Annotated in this window: 26 protein-coding genes and 1 tRNA gene; 13 read left to right on the top strand and 14 right to left on the bottom strand. The window is 65.2% G+C overall.

Annotation, left to right across the window (positions count from 1 at the left end):
- Positions 1–19: 19 nt before the first annotated feature.
- From ACYQ4T_RS22040 to ACYQ4T_RS22020, 5 genes are read right to left on the bottom strand one after another with little or no spacing between them, the layout of a single operon-like run.
- The gene (locus ACYQ4T_RS22040; RefSeq protein WP_459858754.1) at positions 20–904 is read right to left on the bottom strand and encodes a dimethylarginine dimethylaminohydrolase family protein; all 885 of its coding nucleotides are present in this window, start codon (positions 902–904) and stop codon (positions 20–22) included.
- A 55-nt stretch (positions 905–959) separates the two neighbouring features.
- Positions 960–2,000, bottom strand: coding sequence for an ABC transporter ATP-binding protein (locus tag ACYQ4T_RS22035; protein WP_459858753.1), 1,041 nt, complete (start codon positions 1,998–2,000; stop codon positions 960–962).
- Complete coding sequence (locus tag ACYQ4T_RS22030) at positions 1,997–2,782, bottom strand: ABC transporter permease (protein WP_459858752.1); 786 nt, start codon at positions 2,780–2,782, stop codon at positions 1,997–1,999. The genes ACYQ4T_RS22035 and ACYQ4T_RS22030 overlap by 4 nt, the downstream gene beginning before the upstream one ends.
- Positions 2,779–3,651: an ABC transporter permease gene (locus ACYQ4T_RS22025; RefSeq protein WP_459858751.1), complete on the bottom strand. Its 873-nt coding sequence runs from the start codon at positions 3,649–3,651 to the stop codon at positions 2,779–2,781. The genes ACYQ4T_RS22030 and ACYQ4T_RS22025 overlap by 4 nt, the downstream gene beginning before the upstream one ends.
- Complete coding sequence (locus ACYQ4T_RS22020; RefSeq protein ID WP_459858750.1) at positions 3,651–4,694, bottom strand: polyamine ABC transporter substrate-binding protein; 1,044 nt, start codon at positions 4,692–4,694, stop codon at positions 3,651–3,653. Before ACYQ4T_RS22020 ends, ACYQ4T_RS22025 begins: the two co-directional genes overlap by 1 nt.
- Before the next feature lie 110 nt (positions 4,695–4,804).
- On the opposite strand from ACYQ4T_RS22020, the gene ACYQ4T_RS22015 reads away from it, so the two are divergent.
- From ACYQ4T_RS22015 to ACYQ4T_RS22005, 3 genes are all read left to right on the top strand, one after another.
- Positions 4,805–5,428 carry a TetR/AcrR family transcriptional regulator gene (locus ACYQ4T_RS22015; RefSeq protein ID WP_459858749.1) on the top strand — a complete coding sequence of 208 codons (624 nt, stop codon included), beginning with the start codon at positions 4,805–4,807 and terminating at the stop codon, positions 5,426–5,428.
- A gap of 3 nt (positions 5,429–5,431) precedes the next feature.
- Positions 5,432–6,166 (top strand): MBL fold metallo-hydrolase, encoded by a 735-nt coding sequence (locus ACYQ4T_RS22010; protein ID WP_459858748.1) that lies wholly within the window; start codon positions 5,432–5,434, stop codon positions 6,164–6,166.
- Positions 6,167–6,301: 135 nt separating this feature from the next.
- Complete coding sequence (locus ACYQ4T_RS22005; RefSeq protein ID WP_459858747.1) at positions 6,302–6,700, top strand: hypothetical protein; 399 nt, start codon at positions 6,302–6,304, stop codon at positions 6,698–6,700.
- A 1-nt stretch (position 6,701) separates the two neighbouring features.
- Here the strand turns inward: ACYQ4T_RS22005 and ACYQ4T_RS22000 are convergent, their stop codons facing one another.
- A complete protein-coding gene (locus tag ACYQ4T_RS22000) occupies positions 6,702–7,871 on the bottom strand; it encodes a pyridoxal phosphate-dependent aminotransferase (protein WP_459858746.1) in 1,170 nt (389 codons plus the stop codon).
- A 240-nt stretch (positions 7,872–8,111) separates the two neighbouring features.
- On the opposite strand from ACYQ4T_RS22000, the gene ACYQ4T_RS21995 reads away from it, so the two are divergent.
- Genes ACYQ4T_RS21995 through speB form a run of 5 tightly spaced genes read left to right on the top strand, consistent with a single transcriptional unit; the run spans position 8,112 to position 14,057 of the window.
- A complete protein-coding gene (locus tag ACYQ4T_RS21995; RefSeq protein ID WP_459858745.1) occupies positions 8,112–8,858 on the top strand; it encodes a PspA/IM30 family protein in 747 nt (248 codons plus the stop codon).
- Entirely contained in the window at positions 8,858–10,522 is a 1,665-nt protein-coding gene (locus ACYQ4T_RS21990) for an AAA family ATPase (protein WP_459858744.1), read from the top strand. The genes ACYQ4T_RS21995 and ACYQ4T_RS21990 overlap by 1 nt, the downstream gene beginning before the upstream one ends.
- Positions 10,515–11,366 carry a hypothetical protein gene (locus ACYQ4T_RS21985; RefSeq protein ID WP_459858743.1) on the top strand — a complete coding sequence of 284 codons (852 nt, stop codon included), beginning with the start codon at positions 10,515–10,517 and terminating at the stop codon, positions 11,364–11,366. Before ACYQ4T_RS21990 ends, ACYQ4T_RS21985 begins: the two co-directional genes overlap by 8 nt.
- Positions 11,363–13,075 carry an OmpA family protein gene (locus tag ACYQ4T_RS21980; RefSeq protein ID WP_459858742.1) on the top strand — a complete coding sequence of 571 codons (1,713 nt, stop codon included), beginning with the start codon at positions 11,363–11,365 and terminating at the stop codon, positions 13,073–13,075. The genes ACYQ4T_RS21985 and ACYQ4T_RS21980 overlap by 4 nt, the downstream gene beginning before the upstream one ends.
- A 25-nt stretch (positions 13,076–13,100) precedes the next feature.
- Positions 13,101–14,057 (top strand): agmatinase, encoded by a 957-nt coding sequence (gene speB / locus ACYQ4T_RS21975; protein WP_459858741.1) that lies wholly within the window; start codon positions 13,101–13,103, stop codon positions 14,055–14,057.
- Between the two features lie 23 nt (positions 14,058–14,080).
- On the opposite strand, the gene ACYQ4T_RS21970 is transcribed toward speB, so the two are convergent.
- From ACYQ4T_RS21970 to ACYQ4T_RS21960, 3 genes are all read right to left on the bottom strand, one after another.
- Entirely contained in the window at positions 14,081–14,317 is a 237-nt protein-coding gene (locus ACYQ4T_RS21970) for a hypothetical protein (RefSeq protein ID WP_459858740.1), read from the bottom strand.
- A 70-nt stretch (positions 14,318–14,387) separates the two neighbouring features.
- A complete protein-coding gene (locus ACYQ4T_RS21965) occupies positions 14,388–14,993 on the bottom strand; it encodes a glutathione S-transferase family protein (protein WP_459858739.1) in 606 nt (201 codons plus the stop codon).
- Between the two features lie 48 nt (positions 14,994–15,041).
- Entirely contained in the window at positions 15,042–15,905 is an 864-nt protein-coding gene (locus ACYQ4T_RS21960) for a carbon-nitrogen hydrolase family protein (protein ID WP_459858738.1), read from the bottom strand.
- A gap of 202 nt (positions 15,906–16,107) precedes the next feature.
- On the opposite strand from ACYQ4T_RS21960, the gene ACYQ4T_RS21955 reads away from it, so the two are divergent.
- A tRNA-Thr gene (locus ACYQ4T_RS21955) sits at positions 16,108–16,182 on the top strand.
- Between the two features lie 248 nt (positions 16,183–16,430).
- On the opposite strand, the gene ACYQ4T_RS21950 is transcribed toward ACYQ4T_RS21955, so the two are convergent.
- Positions 16,431–16,628 (bottom strand): hypothetical protein, encoded by a 198-nt coding sequence (locus ACYQ4T_RS21950; RefSeq protein ID WP_459858737.1) that lies wholly within the window; start codon positions 16,626–16,628, stop codon positions 16,431–16,433.
- A 113-nt stretch (positions 16,629–16,741) separates the two neighbouring features.
- Positions 16,742–17,053 (bottom strand): hypothetical protein, encoded by a 312-nt coding sequence (locus tag ACYQ4T_RS21945; protein ID WP_459858736.1) that lies wholly within the window; start codon positions 17,051–17,053, stop codon positions 16,742–16,744.
- A 194-nt stretch (positions 17,054–17,247) separates the two neighbouring features.
- Here ACYQ4T_RS21945 and denD point away from each other — a divergent pair, with 194 nt between their 5' ends.
- The 3 genes from denD (at position 17,248) to ACYQ4T_RS21930 (ending at position 21,293) form a co-directional block, all read left to right on the top strand.
- Entirely contained in the window at positions 17,248–18,237 is a 990-nt protein-coding gene (denD, locus tag ACYQ4T_RS21940; protein ID WP_459858735.1) for a D-erythronate dehydrogenase, read from the top strand.
- Positions 18,238–18,373: 136 nt separating this feature from the next.
- Positions 18,374–19,963: a S1C family serine protease gene (locus ACYQ4T_RS21935; protein ID WP_459858734.1), complete on the top strand. Its 1,590-nt coding sequence runs from the start codon at positions 18,374–18,376 to the stop codon at positions 19,961–19,963.
- 205 nt (positions 19,964–20,168) lie between these two features.
- On the top strand, positions 20,169–21,293 hold the full coding sequence (locus ACYQ4T_RS21930) for a DUF2336 domain-containing protein (RefSeq protein ID WP_459858733.1): 1,125 nt from the start codon (positions 20,169–20,171) through the stop codon (positions 21,291–21,293).
- Positions 21,294–21,305: 12 nt separating this feature from the next.
- On the opposite strand, the gene ACYQ4T_RS21925 is transcribed toward ACYQ4T_RS21930, so the two are convergent.
- Positions 21,306–23,435 (bottom strand): acetate--CoA ligase family protein, encoded by a 2,130-nt coding sequence (locus ACYQ4T_RS21925; protein WP_459858732.1) that lies wholly within the window; start codon positions 23,433–23,435, stop codon positions 21,306–21,308.
- Between the two features lie 329 nt (positions 23,436–23,764).
- Between ACYQ4T_RS21925 and ACYQ4T_RS21920 the strand changes: the two genes are divergently transcribed.
- Positions 23,765–24,892: a TAXI family TRAP transporter solute-binding subunit gene (locus ACYQ4T_RS21920; RefSeq protein ID WP_459858731.1), complete on the top strand. Its 1,128-nt coding sequence runs from the start codon at positions 23,765–23,767 to the stop codon at positions 24,890–24,892.
- Between the two features lie 4 nt (positions 24,893–24,896).
- Here the strand turns inward: ACYQ4T_RS21920 and ACYQ4T_RS21915 are convergent, their stop codons facing one another.
- Positions 24,897–25,118, bottom strand: coding sequence for a sulfurtransferase TusA family protein (locus ACYQ4T_RS21915; protein ID WP_459858730.1), 222 nt, complete (start codon positions 25,116–25,118; stop codon positions 24,897–24,899).
- A 5-nt stretch (positions 25,119–25,123) separates the two neighbouring features.
- Positions 25,124–26,038 carry a DMT family transporter gene (locus tag ACYQ4T_RS21910; protein WP_459858728.1) on the bottom strand — a complete coding sequence of 305 codons (915 nt, stop codon included), beginning with the start codon at positions 26,036–26,038 and terminating at the stop codon, positions 25,124–25,126.
- Between the last annotated feature and the right edge of the window lies 1 nt (position 26,039).

Raw genomic sequence — 26,039 nt, 5'->3', positions numbered from 1 at the left:
CAATACGTCCCGATTCTTGCTAGGCCCGGATCAGGGGCCGGGTCAGGCAAGTCGGCCCGCCCTCGCCCGGCACCGAGATCGCGTCGGCGTCGATCACATGGACCTTGCAGCCCGCCGCCTCCATCCGGCGCCGGGTCTCGGGATTGCCCTTCACCATGACCACCTCGCGCGGCGCGATGGCGAGCACGTTGCAGCCCATGCTGGCGAATTCCTCTTCCGGCACCTCGACGAATTGGTGGCCGTGGTCGATCAGCCATTCCCGGAAGGTGACCGGCATCAGCGGCGAATAGACCAGCTGCAACTTCTCGTCCAAGGGACTGATGATCGACATCAGGTGGAAGACGTCGGATGGGCCTTTGTAGTGCGGCAGTACCGCGACCTCGACATGGACATCGCCGCCGAGGATTTCCTTGAACTGCCGGATCCCCTCGGCATTGGTGCGATAGCCGCGGGCGATGCCGACATGGCGCTGGTCGAGCCAGATGATGTCGCCGCCCTCGACCTTGCCGTCGCCGGTGATGGCGCCGGCGACCGGGATGCCGGCCTTCCGGAAGTGCTCGCCATGGACGCCGGGCTCGGCCGAGCGTGCCGGCTTGCCCATGTTGCAGAGGATGACGCCGCGGGCGCAGACCGTCGCCGCATCGCGGACATAGAGGCTGTCCATGGTGAGGGATTCCTGCGCCGGCAGGTAGATGACCTCGGCGCCGACGCCCTGGATGATCTCCACCAGCCGCTTGTGCTCGGCGACCGCGACATTGAAATCCGGCCGCGTGTGGTAGTTCAGCGCCTGCCATTCGGCATCGACCTTGGCCTGGTCGAGCATGGCCTGCTCCGGGCGCCGCAAGGCCACCCGCTTCAACCGGCCGTATTCATTGAGCTTGAGCTCGTTCATTCCGACGGACATGCGCTTCCCCTCATTGGACGGCGAGAGGATTAGACGAACCGCCGGCGCCTCGCAACTACCGCGCCAAGGCCACCAGGCTTTCGGCCCGGCAGCTCAAGCGCAGCATGGCGCCCGGCTCCACCGCGGCATCCGGCGGCAGGCGCAGCACGAAGTCCTGGTCGCCGCGCTCGGCCTTGGCCAGCACCCGGTAATGCGCGCCCTGGAAGGTCGCCTCGCGGATCCGCGCCGTGCCGAGATCGGTCTCGGCGCCGTCGGTGCGGATATTCTCCGGCCGCACGATCAGCACCACCTCGGCACCGATCGGCTGCGCCACGTCGGCATGGACCAGCCCGATCGCCGTCTCGACCGCATTGGTGCCGGAGACGCGCCCGGAGATTTGCGTGCTTTCGCCCATGAAGGTCGCGGTGAACAAGGTTGCCGGGCGTTCGTAGATGCGCTTCGGCGCACCCGCGTCCTCGATCCGCCCCTTGTCCATCACCACGACCAGCGAGGCCAGGGCCATCGCCTCCTCCTGGTCATGGGTCACGTGCACGAAGCTGCGCCCGGTGCGGCGCTGCAAGGCCAGCAGCTCGTCCTGCATCTGTCGCCGGAGGTTGAGATCGAGCGCGCCCAAAGGCTCGTCCAGCAGCAGGATCTCCGGCTCCACCACCAATGCGCGGGCCAGGGCGACGCGCTGCCGCTGGCCGCCGGACATTTCGTGGATGCCGCGCCGGCCATAACCCGCCAGACCAACGAGATCCAGGGCCGCGGAGATGCGTTTCTCGCGCTCATCCGCCGCTATGCGTCGCACCTTGAGGCCGAAACCGACATTGCCGGCCACCGACATATGCGGGAACAGCGCGTAGTCCTGGAACAGGGTGGTGGTCGGGCGCTGCGCCGGCGAAAGCGCGGTCACATCGCGGCCGGCGATGGAAACGCGGCCGGAGGTCGGCACGGTGAACCCGCCGATCACCGAGAGCAGCGTGGTCTTGCCGCTGCCGGACGGGCCCAGCAGCACCACATAGGCACCCTGCTCCACCGCCAGCGAGACCTGGTCGAGCGCGGTGACCGCGCCGTAGATCTTGGAAATCGAGTCAACTTCGAGATGGGCGGTCATGCGCGACGTTTCCGGAACAGCAGGAGCTCCACCGCAACCAGCATCACGATCGAGCAGAGGAAGATGAAGGAACCGACCGCGTTGGTCTGCGGGCTCAAGCCGCCGCGCAGCAGGCTCCAGATCACGACCGGCAGAGTCACGTCGAAGCGCGTCACCAGGAAGGCGATGATGAACTCGTCCCAGGAAAGCGTGAAGCAGAGGCAGAAAGCCGCCACCAGAGCCGGCGCGATCATCGGCATGGTGACCTGGGTGAGGACCCGCAAGGTCGAGGCGCCGAGATCCCAGGCCGCCCATTCGATCTTGCGCTGATGCTCGCCGAGCTGGGCCAGGCAGATCGCGAAGGCCAGCGGCATGTTGATCACCACATGGCCGATCACCACGTTCCAGAGCGACGGTCCCAGTCCGAGCGAGGAGATCGTGACCAGCAGCCCCATGCCGACCAGCAGATAGGAGACCGCCAGCGGCAGAATGATCACGCCCTGGAGCAGACGCCGCGCCGGGAACTCATAGCGGGAGATGCCGTAGGCGGCGAGGAAGCCGAGCATCACCGAGATTGCCGAGGAAGAGATGCCGACGATCAGGGAATTGACCAGGCCATCCATCATCCGGTCGTTGGTGAAGATGGTAACATACCATTGCAGGGTCGGGCCCTTGAACGGCGGCACGGCCAGGCGCCCGTCCTGGAACGAGAACAGGATCAGCACCGCCACCGGCAGCAGGATGAAGACGTAGCAAGCCGTCAGGTAGAAGCCCGCAAGGGCATTGCCGATCTGCCGCCTCACAGCCGCGCGCTCCGCATCGGCTTCTGCATCATGAGATAGACCACGGCGACGATCACGGTCAGCACCAGGGACATGACCGAGGCCATCGGCAGGTCGAGCTGGCGCTGGATCTGCATCATGATGACCTGGGGCAGCAACAGCTCCTTGTTGCCGCCGAGGATCTGCGGCGTGATGAAGTCGCCGATGCAGAGCACCACGGTCAGGAAGGCGCCGACCGCCATTCCCGGGACGCTCAGCGGCAAAGTCACCGCCAGGAAGCTGCGCCAGGCCGAAGCGCCCAGATCCTGCGCCGCCAGCGCATAGCGCGGGTTGATCTGCACCAGGTTGGCGTAGATGGTCAGCGCGTTCAGCATGATGAAGAAATGCACGAAGCCGAGGACAGTCGCGTTGGGATTATAGGCGAGGGTGATCGGCCGCTCGATCAGCCCAAGATTGATCAGCAGCGCATTGATGATCCCGGTCGGTGCCAGCACCAGCAGCCAGGCGTAGGAGCGCACGACATAGGAGGTCCAGAAAGGCAGGATGGCACAGGCGAGCGCGAAACGTTGCCAGCGCTTGGGCACCTTGGCGGCCAGCACATAGGCGAAGGGGTAAGCCAGCAGCAGCGAGACCACGACCACGATCGCGGTGGTGATGACCGAGTTCCAGATCGCCTCGACATAGGCCGGCTGGTTGAAGAAATCGGTGTAGGCCTTGAAGCTGAGCTGCGACGGCGATCCGTCCGCGGTCAACGGCAGCAGGCTCATGACCGCCATGATGACCAGCGGCGCGCCGAAGAAGAGCAGGATCCAGGCCACCGCCGGCAGGGTGAAACCGAAGCCGGCGAGGCGCGCATGGGATGCCGCGCGCGCCTCGTTCGACGACACCATCACTTCGCCTGCAGCACCTCGGCCCACATCGCCTGCAGCGCCTTGTCGAACTCCGGCGACATCTGCAGATAGGGATGCGAGACCTTGATATAGCCGGGCTGCTCGTTCCAGCGCAGGATCGTCTTCTGCTCGTCGCTCAGCACGGCCTTGCTGTTAGCCGGCATGCCCCAGTAGCAGGACGAGGTCGCGAGCTTGCCCTGGCCCTCGGGGCTCAGGATGTACTGCACGAACTTCTTGCCGAGGTCCTTTTGCTTGGAATCGGCGAAGATCGCGAGACCCTGCTGCCAGCGCACGCCGCCCTGGGTCGGGATCACGTAATCGAGGTTCGGGTTATCCTTGACGATGCCCGCCGTCACCCATTCGCCGCCGCCGACCAGGATATCGACCGCGCCGGAAGCCAGCGCCTGCTGCACCGTCACGACGTCGCCGATCATCTGCGAATTGGCCTTGAGGGCGATCAGCTTCTCCTTGATCGCGGGGAGATCGGCCTCGGTCAGATCGGCCGGCTTCTTGCCGAGCGCGATCGCCACATATTCGATCATCGGCACGTAGTAGTCATACATCGCGATCTTGCCCTTGTATTTCGGGTCCCAGATCGCGTTGATGTCGGTCATCGCCGCGGGATCGACCGCAGCCTTGTTGTAGGCGACCGTGTTGTAGCCGAACTTCTCCGGCACGGTGTAGAGCGTGCCATCGACCGAGGAGAGCTTCGGATCAGCAATCTCCGCCGGAATGTCGCCGAACGGGTAGTCCTTGGCATCGAGCGGCTCCAGCAGCTTCATGGCCGCAAGCCGCCCGGTGTCGGTCTGGTCCACCACCAGCACGTCCCAGTCGCCGGGCTTCGACTGCCCGAGTACCGCCAGGATCGCCGCCGTGCTGTCGATGTCCTTGAAGTTGATCTTGACGCCATTCGCCTGCTCGAAGGGCTCGAGCAGCGCCGGATCCTCGTGGTCGCACCAGGTCAGCACGTTCAGGGTGTCCGCCGCCTGGGCGGCGGTCGTCAGTGCGATCAGCGCGACGCCCGCCAGAAGAGTCTTCGCCATGTTCATCTGCCCGCTCCTGCTCTCTGCCTGCCCTTGTCGGGCTTGATTTTGCTTGTTCGAAAAAAATGAATGAACTACAAACTTAAGTCAATTCATTTTCTGGAGCGGGCATGGCGGGCTTGCGCGAGCGGCAGAAGGCGGGACGGCGGCGCGACATCCTCGCGGCCGCGGCCAAGCTGTTCCGCCGCGACGGCTTCGCCGCGACCAGCATCGAGGCGATCGCGGCCGAGGCCGAGGTCGCCGCCGGAACGGTCTACAACTACTTCCAATCCAAGGGCGACCTGTTGATCTCGCTGGTGGCGCTCGACGGCGAGGAAGTGCGCGCCGCCGGCAAGAGCATCATCGCCAATCCGCCCAAGGACCCGGTGCAGGCAGTCTGCAAGCTCCTCACCTTCTACATCGACCATTCGCTGATCCATCTCTCCAAGGAGCTCTGGCGCAACGCGATGGCGAATGCGCTGTCGCAGCCGAGCTCGGAGTTCGGCCTCGCCTATGCCGCGCTGGACCGCAAACTGGCCAACCAGGTCGGCGAGCTGGTCGCCGCGCTGCAGGAACGCGGGCAGATCGACGCCAAGGTCGATGCGAAGACCGCCGGCGATGTGCTGTTCGAGGTGGTGAACAGCCTGTTCCAGGTCTTCGTCGCCCGCGAGGAGATGCCGATCGCTCTGTTGAAGAAGAACTTGGCGCGGCAGGTCCGTCTGGTGTTTGCTGGCCTCGCCACCACCGAGGCTTGAGCCATGCAGATCGCAACGCCGGAGACCTGGTACGAGAGCCGAACCTTAGGCGACGGTGTCACCTGGATTTTCGAGCCGCATATCAAGGAATACTACCGCTGCAACATCTGGCACGTGCGCGGCCGCGACCACGACCTGCTGATCGACAGCGGCATGGGCGTGGTCAGCCTGCGCGAGCAAATTCCGCTCGTGACCGAACGGCCGCTTCTCGCGGTTGCCTCGCATACCCATTTCGACCATATCGGCACCCATCACGAGTTCGCCGAGCGCGCCGTTCATCCGGACGAGGCGGAGATCCTCGCACATCCCACCCGCGCCAACACGGTGGCGGACAAGTACGTCGCCAACAACGACATCTTCACGCAATTGCCGCCGGGCGACTGGCAACCGCTGCGCTATGACATCCCACCCGCGCCCGCGACCACGCTGCTTCCGGAAGGCAGTGTGGTCGATACCGGCGACCGCAGCTTCGAGGTCTTCCACCTGCCCGGCCATTCGCCGGGCTCGATCGCGCTCTACGAGAAGGCGACTGAGATCCTGTTCGCCGGTGACGTGGTCTATGACGGCCCGCTCGCCTATGACGAGGAAAATGCCGGCGAGATGCGCCAATACGTGGCCAGCATGAAGCGGCTGCTCGGCCTTCCGGTCCGCTTGGTCCATGGCGGGCACTATCCGAGCTTCGGCCGGGAGCGGATGCAGGCGATCATCCGCGATTTTTTACGCGCATTCGACCGATAGCCGGCTTTGTAACAGACGGTATCGTGCGCGGCACTATACGCACGTATGGCTTGCGAATTGATCCCGCCTCGCCCAGGTGAACCGGCATGGCCCCAGGCGCATTTAGGTGCCGGGACCGAAGCGAGGAGGACAGACATGCTCAAGAATTTCGCATTGGCCGCACTGGGTGCGGCAGCTCTGCTGGCCGGCGTGCCGGCCGAAGCCAAGTCGCTGCGTGGTGACGCATTCATCACGGCGATGGCCGGCAACACGCTCACGGGCAAGACGGCGGACGGCACGCCTTACAAGCTCTACTTCCTGCCGGGCGGCCAGGCCACCATCCAGGAAGGGACCGCGGAAACTCAAACCGGCGCCTGGTCGCTCGACAAGAGCGGCGACGTCTGCCTGAAATGGCCGAAAGCCGTGGTCTCAGAGGACGGCTGCTACCGCGTCGATGTGGTCGGCCACAAAGTCTCCTGGTCGAGCAAGAACGGCACGCAAAAGGCGCGCCTGTTCGGCGGCGTCGCCCCGCTCGAGATGAAGACGGCGGAGTAGCTCAGAGCTTGTTGGTGAATCCTGCGATCCTTCGGCAGGCTTCAGTCAGACTCCTCTCATCGACCACGAAGGAGACGCGGCAATGCCCTTCGGCGCTTCGGCCGAAGGGTGTGGCATCGAGCACGGCGACGCCGGTCTGCTCAAACAGGCGCAGCGCATAGTCGAAGGCGCTGAGCCCCGTCCCGCGCACATCCAGCATCATGAACATCCCGGCCTCAGGTACATGCACTTTGAGCCCCGGAACCTGATTGAGGGTGGCGGTCGCCGCGTCGCGCCGGCGGCGGTAGGCATCCCGCATCGCCCCGACTTCCGGCACCGGTTCGGCCAGCGCACGGATGGCGGCGCGCTGGATGAAACCCGGCAGGCCGTATTGCGTGCTAAGCCCGAGATCATGCGCGAAGTCGATCAGCTGCGGCGGCGCCACGATCCAGCCGATCCGCCAGCCGGTCATCGCATGCGATTTGGAGAGGCTGTTGATGGTGACCGTGCGCTCGCCCATCCCCGGCAAGCTGGCGATGCTCACATGCTCCTTGCCGAAGCTCAATGCCGCATAGACCTCGTCGGCGATGACCCAGAGATCGCGCTCGATCGCGAGCTTGGCCATCGCCTCCAGCACGTCGCGGCCGAACATGGCGCCGGTTGGATTGCCGGGTGTCGCGAAGACTATCGCCTTGGTTTTCGGCGTGATCGCTTTCTCGATATCCTTGGGATCGAGGTGGAACTCGTTCTCCGGCCGCATCGGCACACGCACGAGATGGGCGCCCGCCGCGCGGAGAGTCGCCTCGTAGGTGAGATACATCGGCTCGGGCACGACCACGTCGTCACCCTGGTCCAGCACCAGCATCGACGAGACGAACAAACCGCCCTGCGCACCTGATACGGCAGCAACATTCTCCGCGGTGATATCCTGGCCGGAGGTACGCCGGTGATAGGCGGCGATCGCCTCGCGCAACGCCGGGAAGCCGAGGATGTCGGTGTAATGGGTGTCGCCGGCGTCGAGCGCCGCCACCGCAGCCTGCTTGATCGAGGCCGGCGTCTCGAAATCCGGATCGCCGATCGAGAGGATGATGACGTCCTCCCCTCTGCGTTTCGCTTGGACGGCGCGGTGATGGATTTCCCAGGCGCGGGCACCCTCCCCGCCGATGCGCTGGGTGAAACTGGAGTATCGCATGTCGATGGACCCGTTAAGACTTGGCCGGGACAGTGCAAGGCCCGGCCATTGAAATCAAGGCCCAGCATCCACATCTGGCTTGGCCATGAGGGATGGGCGAATGTGACGACTCGCCGTTGAGCGCGCCGCAAGCCGCGGGGGCTAGGCCGCTCTTATTGAACGATTTTCCTAGATGCAACGACGGATCAATGGCACTCTGGCGCCCGATTGTCGGGCTGCGGGATGCCATAAGGGGGAGTCATGCTCGGACGTATCGCTAATCTCTTCAAAGCGTTTCTGAACGTCTTCATCGGCAGCGTCGAGCGGCAGAACCCGGAAGCGCTGCTGGAGCTCGAGAAAGAGAATCTCCGCAAGCAGATCGCCAACTTCAACCAGGGCCTCGCCGCCCATGCCGGACTCGCCGAGCGGTTGATGGGTCAGGTCCGCAAGCTCGAAGCCGACCAGAAGGACCTGCGCGCCAAGGCCGCCGCCAACCTCAAGGCCGGCAACAAACAGGCTGCGGGCCAGTATGCGCTCCGCCTGCAGACCGTGGAGCGCGAGCTCGAGGAAAACCGCCGCCAGCTCGAAGGCGCCGAGGCCACCTACCAGAACATGCTGAAGGCCCGCGACGTCTCGGTGCAGAGCGCCAGGTCCAAGATGGAAAGCCTGCGCGGCGCCATCGCCGACATGCGCATGAACACCGCCATGGCCGAGATGCAGGAGATGGCGGCCGGGATGATCGGCACCATCGGCGGCAGCGGCGACACGCTCAACCGCCTGCACGAGATGGTCGAGGAGGAACGCACCAAGGCGGCGGGCCGCGCCCGTGTCGCCAAGGACTCGATCGACATGACCGAGGTGAACCTGAAGGAGTCGGAGCAGAACGCGCTGGCCGACCAGGCGCTGGCCGACTTCGCCGCGCGCGAAGGACTGACCCTGGAAACGCCGCAAGGTGCCGCGGCCGCGCCGCGCACCATGGGCAGTGAAGGCGCCGCGGAGAAGAGCTGATGCCCCTGTCGCCCGAGGCCCCGGCCTGGGCTGCCGAGATCGCACTCGCCTACGAAAGCACGGCCCAGGGCCAGTTCATCCTCAGCGGCAATGTGCATGACCGGCTGCCGGTGGGCGGCAGCCTGGTCAATCTCGGCGGCTTCATCGAGAAGGAGCTGCTGGCCGGCTTCCAGGTGATCTTCAGCTTCGATCTCGGCAACGGCTTGCGCGTGACGCGTGGCGGCGAACTGCTCGAAGGCTGGAGCGGCGCCAAGCGGCTCGACCCGACCGTCCGCCAGCCCCTGGCCGCGATCGAGCTGGTGAGCTCTTTCGTGCGCTACCGCGCGAACCTGCGGGCGCTGGGCCAGGAGAAGCAGGTGCTGCATGTCGCCTGCATCCTGCGTGATGCCGACGACATCCTGCCGGCGACCGGCGGCTGGAGCTACGAACTGGGCGGCATGGCAAGCCTGCTGCGCGATTGGGCCGGCGAGGCACCGTTCAGCAGCCATCCCTTCGTCAGCCTGATCATCGCCGACAATCTCAATGACCTGCATCCCTCGGTCGCGCTCAATCCGCGCGCGGCACGCGTCAAGGTGCCATTGCCGGATACCGGCATGCTGACCCGGGCGCTCGCCCTGCTCCGCCGCGACAATGCCGCGGCCTTCGACAGCAGCATGAAGGACGAGAGCTCCATGGCTGCGGCCTTGACCGGCGTCGCAGTCACCGCGGTCGAAACCTTGACCAAGCAGCGCGCGCACCAGAAGCAGCCGATCAAGAGCGACGACCTGGTCAAGATCAAGAAGGAACTGGTCGAGCGCGAGAGCGCGAATCTCATCGAGTTCATCGAATCCAAGCGCACCCTCGCCGATTACGAAGGCCAGGAGGCGCTGAAAACCTGGCTGCAGCAGGACGTGGCGCTCTGGCAAGCCGGCGATCTGAAGGCGCTCCCCAAAGGCTACCTGATCTGCGGCCCGGTCGGCACCGGCAAGACCTACCTGGTCGAATGCCTGGCCGGCGAGGCCGGCATTCCGGTCGTCAAACTGAAGAATTTCCGCGACCGCTGGGTAGGCTCGAGCGAAGGCAATCTCGAGAAGATCATCGGCTTGGTGCGCGCGCTCGGCCGCTGCATGGTGTTCATCGACGAGGCCGACCAGACGCTCGGCCGCCGCACTTCCGATAGCAGCGACAGCGGCCTTTCCGGGCGCATCTACTCGATGATCGCCCAGGAGATGAGCGATCCCGACACCCGTGGCCATGTGGTCTGGATCCTCGCCTCCTCGCGCCCCGACATGATCGAGGTCGACCTGAAGCGCCCGGGCCGCGTGGACGTGAAGGTCCCGCTGCTGCCGACCACCACGCCGGAGGAAAGCGCCAAGCTGCTGCGCGCCCTCTGCAAGCGTATGGGGCTCGAGGTCACCAAGGAACAGCTCGTCGCTCTTGGGGACAAGCTCCCTCTTCTGCTGACGCCGGGTGCGGCGGAGGCAATCGCAGTCAAGGCCTATCGCCTGGCGCGGACCGAGAAGCTGGAATCGATCAAGGCGATCGAGGCCTGCTTGACCGGCTATCAGCCGCCGGTGCCCGAGGACGTGCTCAAGTTCCAGATGGTTCTGGCGATCCGCGAGGCGACCGACATCGCCTTCGTGCCGGAAAGCCTGCGCAAGCTCGCCGGGAAGGCCGATGCTTAGATATCTCTGGAAGGCCTTCAACGTCCGGCCGATCGGAATGCCGGTGCCACCGCTCTGGTTCGCGGTCCTGGCCTCGGCCCTGGTCGGCTATTTCGTCGCCGCCCCCCTCGCCTTGATCGGCCTGGGGGCGACGGCGATGTTCACCGGCGTCCTCGCAAGCAGCAAGCGCTTCCGCACCGCGGTCGATGCGCATCTGCTCCTGCCGCCGCCGGAGAACGAATATGCCAGCCTGCTGCAGCGGCTGGATCCCTGGAGCCGCGAACGTCACGCCAAGCTCGAGGCGCAATGCGCCGAGCTGCAGAAGGTGCTGGAGAACGCCAAGGCCGGCCAGGAACATATCGCCGGCGTCTGGCAACTAGTAGGTCTGCACCTGAAGCTGCTGGCGGCCCGCAGCGCCGCGATCGCCGTGACCGAGAACCGCGACGAAAAGGGCAAGGCGTCGATCGCCGAGCAGCTTGCCGAGGTGAAGAAGCGGCTGAGCGTCGATGGCATCGACAATGACCTCAAGGAGACGCTGGAAGACCAGCAGCGGATTCTCGAACAGCGCATCGGCATGCGGGCTGAGGCGGAGCGCCGGATCAACGTGCTCGACGCCGAGCTCGAGCGGATCCGCGACCAGATGGCGCTGATGCGGGAGCAGGCACTGCTGAGCTCCGACCCGGCCTCGATCGGGCGGTCGGTGGACGGCCTCGCCGCCTTCCTCACGGAATCCGGCCGCTGGCTCAAGGACCAGGAAGAGATCTTCGGCGAGATCGCCGAGTTGGGCGCGACGCCCTATGAGTCCCCGTTCAAGGACTCGCCGCAAAAGCAACGCAACAGCAAGCGCGTGGGAGAATCGCAATGACGGACCCGAGCTCGATCAATCGTCCGAAGCGTTCGCCGCTCGGGATCATCATCACGCTCGTCCTCGGCCTCGGCGTGATCGGCCTCGGCGGCTGGCTCTATTACAAAAACCAGGGCGCGCCGACCGCCGCCACCACGCAGTCATCGACCCAGCAGACTTCGCAGGCGACGCCCGCCGCTCCGTCGAACGAGCAGGTCGACGTGCCGGCGCCGGTCGAGCCTTCCGCCGGCAGCCCGCAGATCGAGGCCGCGGCGGCCTATGTGCCGAAGAACAACGTGGTCGAGATCGACATCTCGGAATATGCCGGTTACGGCGGGCTGATCGTCGCCAATGGTGGCCTCGCCCCAAACCCAGATTCCTTCTTCGCCAAGGAATACGGCTTCCAGGTCAAGTTCTCGGTGTCCGAGGAGGAGACCTGGGGCAAGCTGAACAACGGCAAGTTCGCAGCGGCCGCCACCACCGCCGATGTGCTGGCGGTGCTCGGGCGGCAGTTCAACGTGGTGGTGCCGGCGCAGATCAGCTTCTCCCGTGGCGCCGACATGATCGTGGTCGATCAGGGCATCGCCTCGGTCAACCAGCTCGCCGGCAAGGTGGTCTCCGGCTCGGAGTTCAACGAGAGCGAGTTCTTCCTGCGCTATCTCGCCAGCGAAGCCGGCTTGAAGGTGAAGCTGCTGCGCGATCTCGACGCCAGACCGGCAGCGGACGAGGTGGGCCTGGTGCTCTACGAGGACTCGTTCGTCGCTTGCGATGCCTATGAGGCGGAGTTGAAGAACGGCACCAATCGCTTGAACGGCTGCGTCGGCTGGACGCCACGCACCGACGAAGTCATCGAGGCATCCGGCGGCAAGGCGAAGATGCTGGTCTCCAACAAGAACCTGCTGATCATCGCCGACATCCTGACCGTCAACAAAGGCTTCGCCGAGGCCAATCCGAAGATGGTGAAGGGCATCGTGCATGGCCTCCTGGAAGGCAATCGCCGCTTGCGCGATCAGCCGGACCAGAATATCGGCTTGGTGGCCAAGGCCTTCAAATGGACCGAAGCCGAGACCAAGGACGAGCTGGCGCATGTCCATCTCTCCAACCTTCCGGAGAGCCTTGCTTTCTTCAAGGGCACGATCGACGCCGCGGGATCGTTCTCCGGCATCTATCAGTCCTCGGTGCTGTCCTACGGCGACCGGATCAAGAATCCGGTGGATGGCGACCGCTTCGTCGATACCAGCCATCTCGATGCACTGAAGAGCGAGGGCAAGTTCGCCGACCAGGTGATCGCGATCGCGCCGATCCGCACCACGACCACCCAGGCACTGGAAGGCGATCCGCTGTTGAAGAAGGATATCCGCTTCTTCTTCGAACCCAACTCCGCGCGGCTCGACGAGGCCTCGCCGGAGAACCAGCAGTATCTCGACACCGTGAAGACCTTCCTGCAGGTCAGCCCCGGCTCGGAGATCCTGCTGCGCGGCCATGTCGACAACGCCCGGATCGAGGAGTTCCGCAAGCAGGGCGGCGAGGAGCTGGTGAAATCCATGGCCTTGAAGGCGATGGAGCTCTCCAAACAGCGCGCGGAGGCGGTGCGCACCGCGCTTCTGAAGAAGTTTCCCAACATCGACCCGAAACGCGTCGAGATTGTCGGCCGCGGCTGGGAGGAGCCTTCCAGCCAGGACAGCAATCTCAATCGACGGGTCGAGGCGCAGTGGTTTACTCTGGAATAGAGCACCCGCCTGAACCGAGGACATCATGAACGACAAAGTCCATCACCAGCCGCTCGGCGGCAATCAGATGCCACGCTTCGGCGGCCCAGCCACCATGATGCGGCTGCCCGCCGTTTCCAGCGCCAAGGGGCTCGACGCCTGCTTCGTGGGTGTGCCGTTCGACATCGGCACCTCCAACCGTGCCGGCGCGCGCTTCGCACCGCGCCAGATCCGGGCCGAGAGCTGTCTGATCCGCCCTTACAACATGGCGACCCGGGCGGCGCCGTTCGACAGCCTGTCGGTGGCGGATGTGGGCGACGTCGCGATCAACACCTTCAATCTCGAAAAGAGCATCGGCCTGATCGAGAAGGCCTATGACGAGATCCTCAGCCATAATTGCATCCCGATGACCTTGGGCGGCGACCACACCATCGCCCTCCCGATCCTACGCGCGCTGAAGCGTAAATACGGGCCAGTCGGCATGGTGCATGTGGACGCCCATGCCGACATCAACGACACGATGTTCGGCGAGAAGATCGCGCATGGCACGCCGTTCCGGCGGGCAGTCGAGGAAGGCCTGCTCGACGGCAAACGCGTGGCTCAGATCGGGCTGCGCGCGACCGGCTATGCGGCCGAGGATTTCGACTGGCCGCGGAGCCAGGGCTTTCGCGTCGTGCAGGCCGAGGAGTGCTGGTACAAGTCGCTGGCGCCGCTTATGGCGGAGATCCGCCAACAGCTGGGCAAGGGACCGGTCTATCTCTCCTTCGACATCGACGGGCTCGACCCCTCTTCGGCACCGGGCACCGGCACGCCGGAGATCGGCGGCCTGACCACAATCCAGGGCATCGAAATCATCCGCGGCTGCCTGGGCCTGCAGCTGGTCGGCTGCGACCTGGTCGAGGTTTCGCCGCCCTATGACCCGACCGGCAACACGGCATTGCTCGGCGCCAACCTGCTCTACGAGATGCTCTGCGTGCTGCCGGGGGTCAAATACCGGAACTAACGCAGGCGCTCCGCAGCCGCAAGCTACCCGTCGGTCTTGCGCCCGGCCTGCAGCTTTCCGATCGCGTCTTCCATGCAGTGCGTGGCCCAGAGGATCAGGAAGATGAGGATCACGGAAACCGCGAGCATCTCCAAGGCCGGCACGCGCTCACCCGCCAACAGGAGTGCTACGCCGAGGACAAGCGGCAACGCCGCTATGGCAATGCCGCCGGATCGAAATCGCTGAATACCACTCCGGAAAGTACCGAGATCGTCGGCCATGATCCCTCCCCTGTGATGCAGTCAGTGAGACTCGCGCCGCCAAGCATCATGCAACTTTGGCGGCCGCAAGTCACACGAAGCCCTTGCCGGCGGGACGGCCGAGGCACGTGTCGAGCCAAGCCCGGACGTTTGGATAGCGCGTGATGTCAAGCTGCAGCCGGTTGATCAGGCTCATCACGATCGAGACGTTTAAGTCGGCGACGGTGAAGCGGTTGCCGACCAGATAGTCCCGACCGGTCAAGGTCTGCTCGAGAACACCGAGCGGCTTCTGCAAGCTCCGCCAGGCTTGGTCCGCCTGCGCCGGATTGCGCTCGGCTTCGGGCAGCATCAGGCGGTGCTCAAGGATTTCGATCAGCAGGTGCTCGATCTCATTGACCACCCAGAGGCTCCACTGCGTGAGCAGCGCTTCCTCCTGCAAGCTCGCGCCCGCGAGCGGACCACCCTGCTTCTTCACCAGATAGAGATTGATGGCGAGGGATTCGTAGAGGATGAAGCCATTGTCATCCAGCACCGGCACTTGGCCGTTGGGATTGATCTTCAGGAACTCCGGCGACCTGTGCTGGCCGCTGGCGAGGTCGATCTCAACCGCCTCAATCTCCAGGCCGAGCTCCTTCGCCAGCCAGTAGCAGCGCCGGCCGCGGTTCTTGGCGCCGCCGTAGAGTTTCAGTTTGGGCACGAGGCTCCCCCTGGTCTCAGATGATGTACAAGAACGGAGGCTTTGCCCCTACTCCCCCGCCTTGCTCTTCAGCACCGGCATTCCCGGTGCCGGGAAGCTGCGGTCGTGTTTCAGGGCCGGGATCTTGCGCCGTGCCTCGGTGACCTGGTCGAGGTCGATGGTCGCGGTCACGATGCCCACGTCCTCGCCGCCGTCGGCGAGGATCTCGCCCCAGGGATTGACGATCAGCGAATGGCCCCAGGTCTTGCGGCCCTCGGCGTGCGTCCCGCACTGGTTCGGCGCCAGCACGAAGCTGCCGGTCTCGATCGCGCGGGCCCGGGCCAGCACATGCCAATGCGCCTTGCCGGTCGCATGGGTGAAGGCGGCCGGCACGGTCAGCATCGCGGCGCCGGCCTGGGCCAGGGCGCGGTAGAGATAGGCAAAGCGCAGGTCGTAGCAGATCGAAAGGCCGGCGAGGCCCCAAGGGGTCGCGGCCAGGACGGCACGCTCGCCGGGCTCCACGGTGGCGGATTCCTTGTAGGCCTGGCCGTCGCCGACATCGACGTCGAAGAGATGCAGCTTGTCATAGCGCGCTGTGATCGCCCCCGTGGGATCGACCATGAGCGAGCGGTTCACGACGCGGGTCTTTCCCGGCTCCTTCAGCAGCAGCGAGCCGACCAGGATCCAGGTGCCGGTCTCCTGCGCCAGGGCCCGGAAGGTCTTCAACGCCGGATCCTCGGCCTCGGGCACTGTCTTCTGCAGGACCTTGTCGCTGTCCGGCTCCAGCATCGCGACCATTTCGGTGAGCAGAATGAACTGCGCCTTGTCCTTCGCGGCGGTGCGGATCAGCGGCTCGACGGCGGCGATGCTCGGCGCCATATCGCGCTCGGCGCAGTTCTGGATCAGGGCGACTTTCACGGAATTGGCCATCATGCACCTCGCTGGCGGCAAGCACGCGGAATGCCGACAGCATAGCGTCCGGGCGCCGCCGGATAAACAGGCTTCGGGCAAGCAGGCTTAACGGGACCGGTTCATGGGGCATCGCGCAGCTTCGCCGTGCCGGTTCCGGTGATCCCGCATTGATAACTTGATCCCGCCCGGGATTGAAGGCTATGAGGGGGCAAATCCCTGGATTGCCGGCTTAGCTCAGGGGTAGAGCAACCGCCTTGTAAGCGGTAGGTCGCGAGTTCAAATCCCGCAGCCGGCACCACCCGCTTTCGCGCTCAGTCGCAGCGGGTGCCTTGCCCGCAAGTGGCGCCGCCGCCGCTCTGTGGCGTCAAGACCCAGGCATTGCCGGTCTCGGCGCCGGGTGTCAGCACGACCGTCTCACCCGACGCCGGCGAGTCCGACGCCGGCGAGTTGCTCGACCCCGTCGATGTGGCGTTCGGATACTTGCTGGGACCGGACGATTTATTCGCGAAAGGGGAGAAAGTGGTCGCCGGCCAAGATGAGCCGGCGTCAGATGCTTTGGCCCGCCTTGACGGTGAGCGAGCGCTTGGTCATCTCCGGATGGTCCTGCAGCCACAAGGCGGCCTTGTTCTGGGCCTCGAGGAAAGCGGCGGTCGGAATCGCCGAGGCTTCGATCAGCATTTCATGGGTGCGGCAGTCTTCGGGAGAGTTCGCCATGCAGGCGACCAGGATGGCGGTGTAGAGCATCGAGGATCTCCAATCCAATAGACCGCCGGCCTCGGAGCAAGCCCGACTGCCGGATTGGGCCTATGCATCCTTGAACCTCGGCAACGAAGCGCAGTTCCGCCGAAAGGAGAAGGCTAGCAACTCAGCCCCGGCTCGCAAGCCGGCGCTGAAATGTTAATGCTGCGCGCCGCAACCGCGCCGTCGCCGCTCTCGGGCGTCAGCACCCAGGCGTTGTCCCCGGACGCACTCGGCTGCAGCACGATCGTCTTCAGCTCCGAGATCGGGGCGACTGCCGGGGATTCCTGCTCTGGCCCTTCGGCGGTCTTCCAGGGCCTCGGTTCCTGATAGCAGTTGCGGACGCCGCCGCGGATGATGCAGACCGCCCAGGCAGGCGGCACCGCCGCCGCCAGTATTACCGCCGCCAGGATTCCGGAAACCAACCGCATCGCCCAACTCCCCCATGCAGCCTGCTTATACCGTCGACCCGACCTAGGATTCAACGGGCGGTAGTGAAATAAGACACCCATTCAGCCATCGCGAACCCGGACCCGCTGGTTCCCCTTGACAGGACAAGCATTCCACGCGACCCCTGCGCACCACGGATTTCAGCCAAGTGGCTCAGCCAGAAGGAACACGGCGCATGCATGTCTTGATTGTCGGAGCGGCGGGAATGGTCGGCCGCAAGCTGACCGACCGGCTGGTGAAGGATGGAAGGCTCGGCGGCCGCGAGCTCGCCCGCCTGACCCTGACCGACGTGATCGAGCCCGCCAAACCCGCCGGCTTCACCGGCCAGATCGCGACGCTGATCAGCGACCTTTCGTCCCCCGGCGAAGCGGCGAAGCTGGCCGCCCTTCGGCCCGATACCATCTTCCACCTGGCGGCGATTGTCTCCGGCGAGGCCGAGGCCGATTTCGACAAGGGCTATCGCATCAATCTCGACAGCACCCGCGCCCTATTCGAAGCGATCCGCCAGGAAGGGCTGAAGTCGCCCTATAATCCGCGCGTGGTCTTCACCTCCTCGATCGCGGTGTTCGGCGCGCCCTTCCCGGAGAAGATCAGCGACGAGTTCATCCAGGCGCCGCTGACCAGCTACGGCACCCAGAAGACCATCGACGAGCTGCTGCTCTCGGACTATTCCCGCAAGGGCTTCTTCGACGGCATCGGCATCCGCCTGCCGACTATCTGCATCCGCCCGGGCAAACCGAACAAGGCGGCCTCCGGCTTCTTCTCCAACATCCTGCGCGAGCCGCTCTCAGGCCAGGAAGCGGTGCTGCCGGTCGGCGAGGACGTGCGCCACTGGCATGCCTCGCCGCGCGCCGCGGTCGGCTTCCTGATTCACGCGGCGACACTCGACACCGGCAAGCTGGGCGCCCGGCGCAATCTCAACATGCCGGGCCTTTCGGCGACGGTCGGCGAGCAGCTCGAAGCCCTGAAGCGCTTCGGCGGCGAGAGGGCCCTGAAGCTGATCCGCCGCGAGCCCGACGCCACGATCGGCAAGATCGTCGCCGGCTGGCCGCGCGACTTCGCGCCCAAGCGAGCGATCGAGCTTGGCTTCAAGGCGGAAAGCTCCTTCGACGAGATCATCAGGATCCATATCGAAGACGAGCTCGGCGGGAAGATCGGGGTTTGAGCGCACGCCACAACACCGCCAAATGGCGGTGATTGCATAACGGCGCACACCTGCTTGTCAGGGCGTGCGCCGAATCTCCCCTTCCCCCACCCATCGGTGCTGGCGCAAAATTCGCTGCAATCGGGTGGAGGGGCACATGGTTCGGATTCGCTTCGCGGCGGCGGTGCTGCTGGTCATTCTTGCTTTCGCGACGACCCCTTTGCGCGCCGAGGATGCCGTTACGCTGCAGCTTGTCACCCAGCCGCAGAACGGCGCCCCCGACGCTCGGCCGATCATCATCGATGCCGGCGATCCGGTAACGATCGGCACCAAGCTGGCTTTGGTGATCAGCGCGACCCAGGACGCCACCGTCAACATTCGCTACACGCCGAGCGACGGCGCGACGGCCTTGCTGGCGCAGAGCGTCGCGCTGAAGGCCGGCGAGAGCAAGCGGCTGCCGGCAGACGGCGGCTGGTATCACGTAACCAGCGGGCTCGGCGAGGAGAAGGTCTCGGCGGAAGACGCCGCCGGCGCGGTGCTGGCAAAAACCAGCTACCGCATCGTCGATTCCACGGCGATCCAGATCGGCAACCTCGCGACCGACATCGGGGCCAGCGGCGCGCGCACCCGTTCGATCGGCGGCGTCAACCTCGGCGCCTACGACCAGGCGGAGGATGTCGTTGCGAAATCCGAGGCGGTGGCAAAAACTCTGGAGCAGGTGCCGCCGGTCAATCCATCGACCAGCCGCAGCGTCGGCTCCACTGTGTTCAAGAAGGTCGCCAACGGCGTCGTGCTGGTGGTGAACGGCGACTTCATCGGCGCCGGCGCGATCCTCGATCAAAACGGTCTGGTCGTGACCAACCACCACGTCGTCGCCGGCGCGGATGCGGTATCGGTCATCTTCATGCCCGCCGGCGGTGCGTCGGTAGACGGCGCCAAGGCCTATGACGCGACGGTCGAGCGCATCGACGTGGTGGCCGACCTCGCGCTCATCCGCATCAAGAACCCGCCGCAGGACATGACCTTGGTGAAGCTCGGCGATCCCTCCTCGGTCGAGATCGGCGAGGAGGTCAACGCGATCGGCCATCCGCATGGGGAATTCTGGAGCTATACCCGCGGCTATGTCAGCCAGATCCGGCCGAAATACGACTGGGACGATTCCTTCTACCAGCACCAGGCAGATGTCATTCAGACCCAGACGCCGATCAATCCCGGCAATTCCGGCGGACCGCTGCTGGACGACGAGGGCATGCTCATCGGCATCAACAGCTTCGTGGATTCCGAAGGGCAAGGGCTGAACTATGCCGTGTCGGTCGATGAGGTGACGCGACTGATGCTGATGCACGGCGACCGGCTGGCCGATGGCAGCGTCATCGAAGCGAAGGCCAGCGAAGGCAGCAACGGCGATGCCAAGGTGCAGCCGGCTTCGGCGGGCGGCGGCGGCGACTACCAGACCTGGAGCTATGACGACAACAAAGATGGCAAGCCGGAGCGCTGGGGCGTCGATTTGAGCGGCGACGGCAAGCCCGATCTCTATCTGCTGGATCAAGACAGCGACGGCGAAGTCGATTACGGCCTGCTCGACCGCGACCAGGACGACAAACCCGAGGCGCGGATCATCTACGGCGATGAATCGGCAGGCGAGTGCGACGTCTGGGAAATCGACGACAACGAGGACGGCAAGCCTGACTCGATCGGCATGGACTACGACTATGACGGAAAACCTGACGTCATCCGCCCGGCTTAATGCCCATTTCGCCGCGCTGCACACACCACAGACCCCAGGTCTCACGGAAACGTTAGCCCGTTGAATTAATGCTTTGCTAACCGGTGCTCAGCTAACGTCTCATTAACACTGGTCATTCTGTCCGATCGGGAAGCGTGCCGGCTGAGCCGCAACGCGAAGGCGGCTTGATCCAACTGGGAATTCTGTCTTGGGCGCCTCTGCCACCATGTCCGCGATTGCGAATGATGTTCGGAGCCTGATCGACCTCGCGCATGATCGCACGACGCAGGGCCGCAGCCATCTGGTCACCGCCATCGGCGACCTGATGAGCGACCACGGCCGTATCCTGACCCTGCAGGAACGTGCCCTCATCAACGACATTCTGAAGAAGCTGATCCAGGACGTCGCGCGCCCGGTCCGCAAGGCGCTGGCCGAAAAGCTCGCGCTCTCGCCGCATGCGCCGCGCGAAGTGACGACGCTGCTCGCCAACGATGAGTTCGACATCGCTTCGCCGATCCTCCTCAATTCGACGCTGCTCGAGGACGAGGACCTGATGGAGATCGTGCGCCACCGCACCATCAGCCATCGCCTCGCCATCGCCATGCGCCGCTCGTTGAACGAACCGGTCTGCGACGCGCTGGTCGCGACCAATTCGGTCGACGTCATCAAGGCGCTGCTCGAAAACCACGGTGCCAAGATCTCAGTCGCGACCATGGCCTATCTCTGCGACCAGTCGAAGACCCTCGACGTCTACCAGGAGCCCCTGCTCCGCCGCAGCGACCTGCCGCAGGACCTGGTCAAGAAGATGTATTACTGGGTCTCCGCCGCGATGCGGCAGTTCATCGTCGAGAATTTCCCGGTCGATCCGGTGGAACTCGACCTGACGCTCGGCCAGATCGCGCAGCAGGCGGCGCACAGCGTCTCATTGCCGGCGGCTGAAGAGCCCGCGATCAACCTCGCGCGCCAACTGGCGGAACGCGAAGATCTCACCCCGGACATCATCGTCGAGACCCTGCGCCGCGGCGAGACGCCCTTGTTCGAAGCCATGCTCGGCGAGCGCATCGGCGTCAAGCCGATCCTGGCCCGCAAGCTGATCTATGATTCACATGGCGAAGGCCTCGTGGTCGCATGCCGCGCCGCCGGCATCGACCGCTCGAGCTTCGTCACGCTGTTCATGCTGATGCAGCGGGCGCGCACCGATCCGATGACCCGCGATCCCTATCTGATGTCGAAGTCGCTTGAGCTCTTCGACCGGATCAGCACCGATGCCGCGAAGAAGATGGTCGATCGCTGGACCATCGATCCGGAATACATCAAGTCGATCTTGAAGCTGCAGCAGCGGCGGCGTTGAGCGACAGCTCTCCTACCCTTCCGCCAGCACCACCAGCGCATCGACGGCGACGGCGCCGTTCGTCAGCACCATCAGCGGATTGACGTCGAGCTCCAGTAGGCTGCCGCGGTGCGCCTCGGCAAAGGCGGCGACGGCGGCGACCGCGCTGGCGATGGCACGCAGGTCGCCGGCAGGGCGGCCGCGATAACCCTTCAGAAGCTTCGCGATCTTCAGGCTGTCGATCGCCCGCTCGATTGCGCCGCGGTCGGTCGGCAGCAGCAGCATGGCGGAATCCTGCACCATCTCGACCAGGATGCCGCCGGCGCCGATCACCAGCGCCAAACCGAATTGTGGATCGCGCTTCACACCGATGATGAGTTCGGCGACGACATCGGAAACCATCTTCTCGACCAGGACCTTGGCGATGACGCTGCCGGGCTTGTACTGCGCAAGAGACGCGCTCATCCCCTGCAACGCGGCTTCGACCTCGGCGGCGGACTTGAGATTGACCGCGACGGCGCCCGCCTCGGTCTTATGGGCGAGCACCGGCTCGGCGACCTTCAGCACCACGGGAAAGCCGAGGGCAGCCGCCGTGTTGGCCGCATCCGCCGGCGCCACGACCCGGGCTTCGGGCACACTCAAGCCATAGGCGGAGAGCTGCTGCTTGGCCTCGTATTCAGGCAGCAAGCGACCCGCGCCCTCCGGCTTCGGGGTCGGCGGCACCGTGATGCCACCCAACCCGCCACCTGCCAGACGATCGCGCAAACGCGCAAATCTCTCGGTAGCTTCAAAGGCGCACAGCGCTTCCTTCAGTCCCTGCATCGGCGCGCCATGGCCGCGGATCACCAGGTCGCGCACGCGGCCCGGCAGCAGCTCGGGCAGGGTCGCGGTGACGATCGGCAGCTTGACGTTCTTGCGGCAGGCGGCGACCAGCGCGTTGACCGAGCAGTCCCAGGCCTGCTCGCTGGCCTCGCCGTCGGTCGCGTAGTCGATCACCAGCATGCCGGCGTCGTAGTCACCCGCCATCACCGTGTCAAAGCAGCGGGTCAGCAGGTCTTCATGACCCCAGAGCGAAGTGTTGTAGTCGAGCGGGTTGGAGATGGTGGCGAAGTTCGGCAGCTGGGTTTTTAGATCCGCAACTTGGGCCGGGCTGTGTTGGGGCAGCGGCAGGTTGATCGATTCCGCGATGTCCGCAGTCATCAGCCCGTCGCCGCCGGAGCAGGTGAATACCGCGAGCTTGTTGCCCTTGGGCAGCCCCGCCGTCGAGACGAACTTCATCGTCTCCATGAGCTGCGGGATCGTATCGACACGGATGACGCCGAGGCGTTCGAACAGGGAATCGTACATCCGGTCGCTGCCGGCCAGCGAGCTGGTATGGCTCATGGCGAGCTTGGCGCCGAGCTCCGACTTGCCGGCCTTCAGGGCCACCAGCGGCTTGCCGGCCTGCATGGCCTTGGCGGCGGCGCGGCTGAAGGCCGGCACGTCGTCGATGCCCTCGATGTAGAGGCCGATTGCCGTGATCTTCGGATCCTCGGTCAGCGCATCGACGAAGTCGGCGACGGTCAGGATCACCTGGTTGCCGGAGCTGATCACATAGCCGAAGGGCACCGAACGGTCGTTGCCTGTTACGTTCAAGGCGATGTTGCCGCTCTGGCCGATGAAGGCACAGCCGGATTCCACGCGTCGGCCGTTATGGCCGGTCGGCCAGAGCGCGATCCCGTCGAGATAGTTGAGGATGCCGTAGCAATTGGGGCCGACCATGGCGAGGTCGCCAACCGCCTCGATCAGCTGCTTCTGCAGGCCGTGGCCCTCGCCGCCCACCTCGGCGTAACCTGCTGCATAGCAGATCGCGCCCCCCGCACCTGCGGCATTGAGGGCGCGCAGGATGTCGATGGTCGGCTCGCGCGGGACCGCGATGAAGGTGGCGTCGGGAGCCTCCGGCAGATCGGCGATCGAGGCGTAGCACTTCCGGCCACCCAACTCGCTGCGCTTGGGGTTCACCACCCAGACCTCGCCGGCGAAACCGGTATCGGCGCAGCGCCGGATCGAATCCTCCATGGCTTGGCCGCCGACGATGCAGACCTGGCGCGGCTTCAAGAGGCGGCGCAGGTTTTGCGCCCGTTTGGACTTCAAATTCCCCGACTTCACGCTGGCCGCGTTCACTGGAAATGCTCCCCGATCATCTGGGTATCTGGATGGCTGATAGCAGAGGCTCCAGGATTGACGCAATCCGCCGGGACCCTGCGCAAATCCGACGCGATGGGCGGTTCTGCGAGCCAGATTGTATGCACTGATGGAGCCAGTCGCGACGGTTCGAACCGCTGCCCCGAAAGCGCCAAACTTCCGTCACGCGCTCGCCGCAAGGCAATCGTTCATTCCCAATGAGAAAAACGCACAGTGACGGGTGTCATTCTCGCGGCCCTTTTACTGGAGCTTAGAATGTCGCGGTTATATCTTGCGGATAGCGCTGATTCGCAGCTCGAGGACGCGTCGTGTCCAGCCCGAAGATCGACCTTCAACGCCTGCTGAGACGCCCGCTTGCGGGCACCGCGGCGCTGCGGCTTGGTCCTCTGGATATCAGTCGCCGGCGGCTGCTGCTCGGGTTCGGCGCGGCGGCGGTCGGCGGCACCGGTTTCGGCGCGCTGCGCCTCCTCTCTTCCGGTCTCTCGGGCGTCTCCGATGCGGCGGCGCAGGACATCAATTATTTCCGCATCGGCGGCGGCGGCGTGGGATCGCGGCTGTATCAGCTCGCGGGCGCGATCGCGGGTGCCATCACCAACCCGCCCGGCGCCGCCAAATGCGACGACAAAGCGCCCTGCGGTGTGCCGGGGTTGGTTGGCCTCGCGCAGACCACGGCGGGCTCGGTCGAGAACCTGCAGAGCCTGCATCAAGGCACCATCGAATCCGCCGTCGCCCAGGCCGATATCGCGGCCGAAGCCATGGCCGGCGACGAGCCCTTCAAGGGCGCGGCACCGGAAGCCGAACTGCGGGCCCTGGCCCGGATCGGCGCGGCCCAGGTCCAAGTCCTGGTCGCCGGCGCCTCCAAGGCAAAATCGATTTCCGACCTGAAGGGCAAGACCATCGGCTTCGGGCCGAAGCTCCGGGATTCCGCGGTCACCGGCGCCATGGTCCTGGCGGCCTACGGGATCACGCCAAAGCGCGCGAAGTTCAGATATGACGAGATGCAGCCGACCATCGCCGCGCTGGTCGATGGCGAGATCGACGCGATGATCGTCGCCGACGGCGCGCCCAATCCCGACGTCGCAGCCCTGCGCTACAGCGCCGATGCCCGGCTGCTCCCGGTGGACGGAGAGCCGATGGCGAAGCTCGTCACCGGCAGGAGCTTCCTGAAGGCGGTGACCCTGCCGGCCGACACCTATAAGGGCCTGCCGCCGGTCACGACCATCGAAGTGCCGATCCTCTGGACGGTATCGAACCTGCTCGATCCGAACCTCGCCTATGACCTCGCCAAGGCACTGGCCAGCCAGACCCTCGCCGCCACGGGCAAGAGCCCGATCGACTTTACCCTGGCGGATGCGACCGGGCCGCTGGCGCTGCATCCCGGCGCCAAGCGCTTCTACGACGAGCACCGCGCCGGCAACGCGCCCTCCACCAACTAGCGTCTCAACCGACCGCTTCGATCTTAATCACGTAGACGCCGTCGCGTTCGCGGCTCTCCACCAGCTTGTGGCCGGTCGTCTCGCAGAAATGCACGAAGTCTTTCGGTGCCCCGGGATCGGTGGCTTCGATCTCGATCTGCTCGCCGGGCGCCATTTCCCTCAGCAGGCGGCGTGCTTTCAAGACCGGTAGCGGGCATTTCATGCCTTTGGCGTCGAACTGGCGCATTTTCCTCATCCGGCCGCTCGGGCGGCCTCTCCATCTGCCTTGGCGCTGCCCCAGGCCTCGACCAGGCTGGCCGAAAGGATGAGCGCGCCGCCGACGATCTTGTTCATGCCCAGCTCCTCGCCCGCGAGCCAGGCGGCGGAACCGACCCCGACCAGGACTTCCAGCATCAATATCATGCTGGCACGGGCGGGCGACATGCGGCTCGCGCCCCAGAGGCTCAAGCCCATGGCCGGGACGACCCAGAAGGCCGCCGCGGCGAGGATCCAGCCCATGGAGGCGCCGAGGCCTTCAACCGTGGGCACCGGATCGGCCCAGCCGAGCATCACGACGAGCAGGCCGGCGGTGAGTGCCGCGAAGACGAATTGCAGGAAGGTCTTCTCGATCATGGAGGCGCCCTTCGCCAGGTTGGTCGCGACCAGACCCACGGCCCAACAGACGCCCGCCAGGAAGCCCATCCACTCCGCGGCGTTGGACGGGAACGGCCACCGACCGGCGAGGCCTTGCAGTGCCACCAGCCCCAGGAGGCCAAGACCGATCCCGGCCCAACGAAAGCCGGCGATCGGCGTCCCGATCACGAGCCGCTCCAGCACCGTCGCCCAGACCGGGTTGAGATAGAACAGCAGGATCACCATGCCGATCTCGCCGAAAACCATCGAGACGGCGAAGAGCCCGTTGCAGGCACCCACCGCTACCGCGGTGACGAGGAGCGGCAGGCCCCCGGCGATCACCTGGCGGCGGCGGAGCAAGATCATCGGCAGCACCAGCAGCGCCGGCACCAGATAGATCAGCAGCCCGCTCCATTCCTGCGGCACGCCGGGGCCGTCGATCTCGCGCAGGGGAATCCAGGTCGTGCCCCAGAACACGGCGGAAGCCGCGACAGCGAGGCTCGGCAGGAGGACGCTCTGACCCTGTGCGCTCATT

This window comes from Dongia sp. agr-C8 (assembly GCF_054658695.1).
Note: the sequence above shows the minus strand (reverse complement) of the source record. Positions and strands in the feature narration are given on the sequence as shown.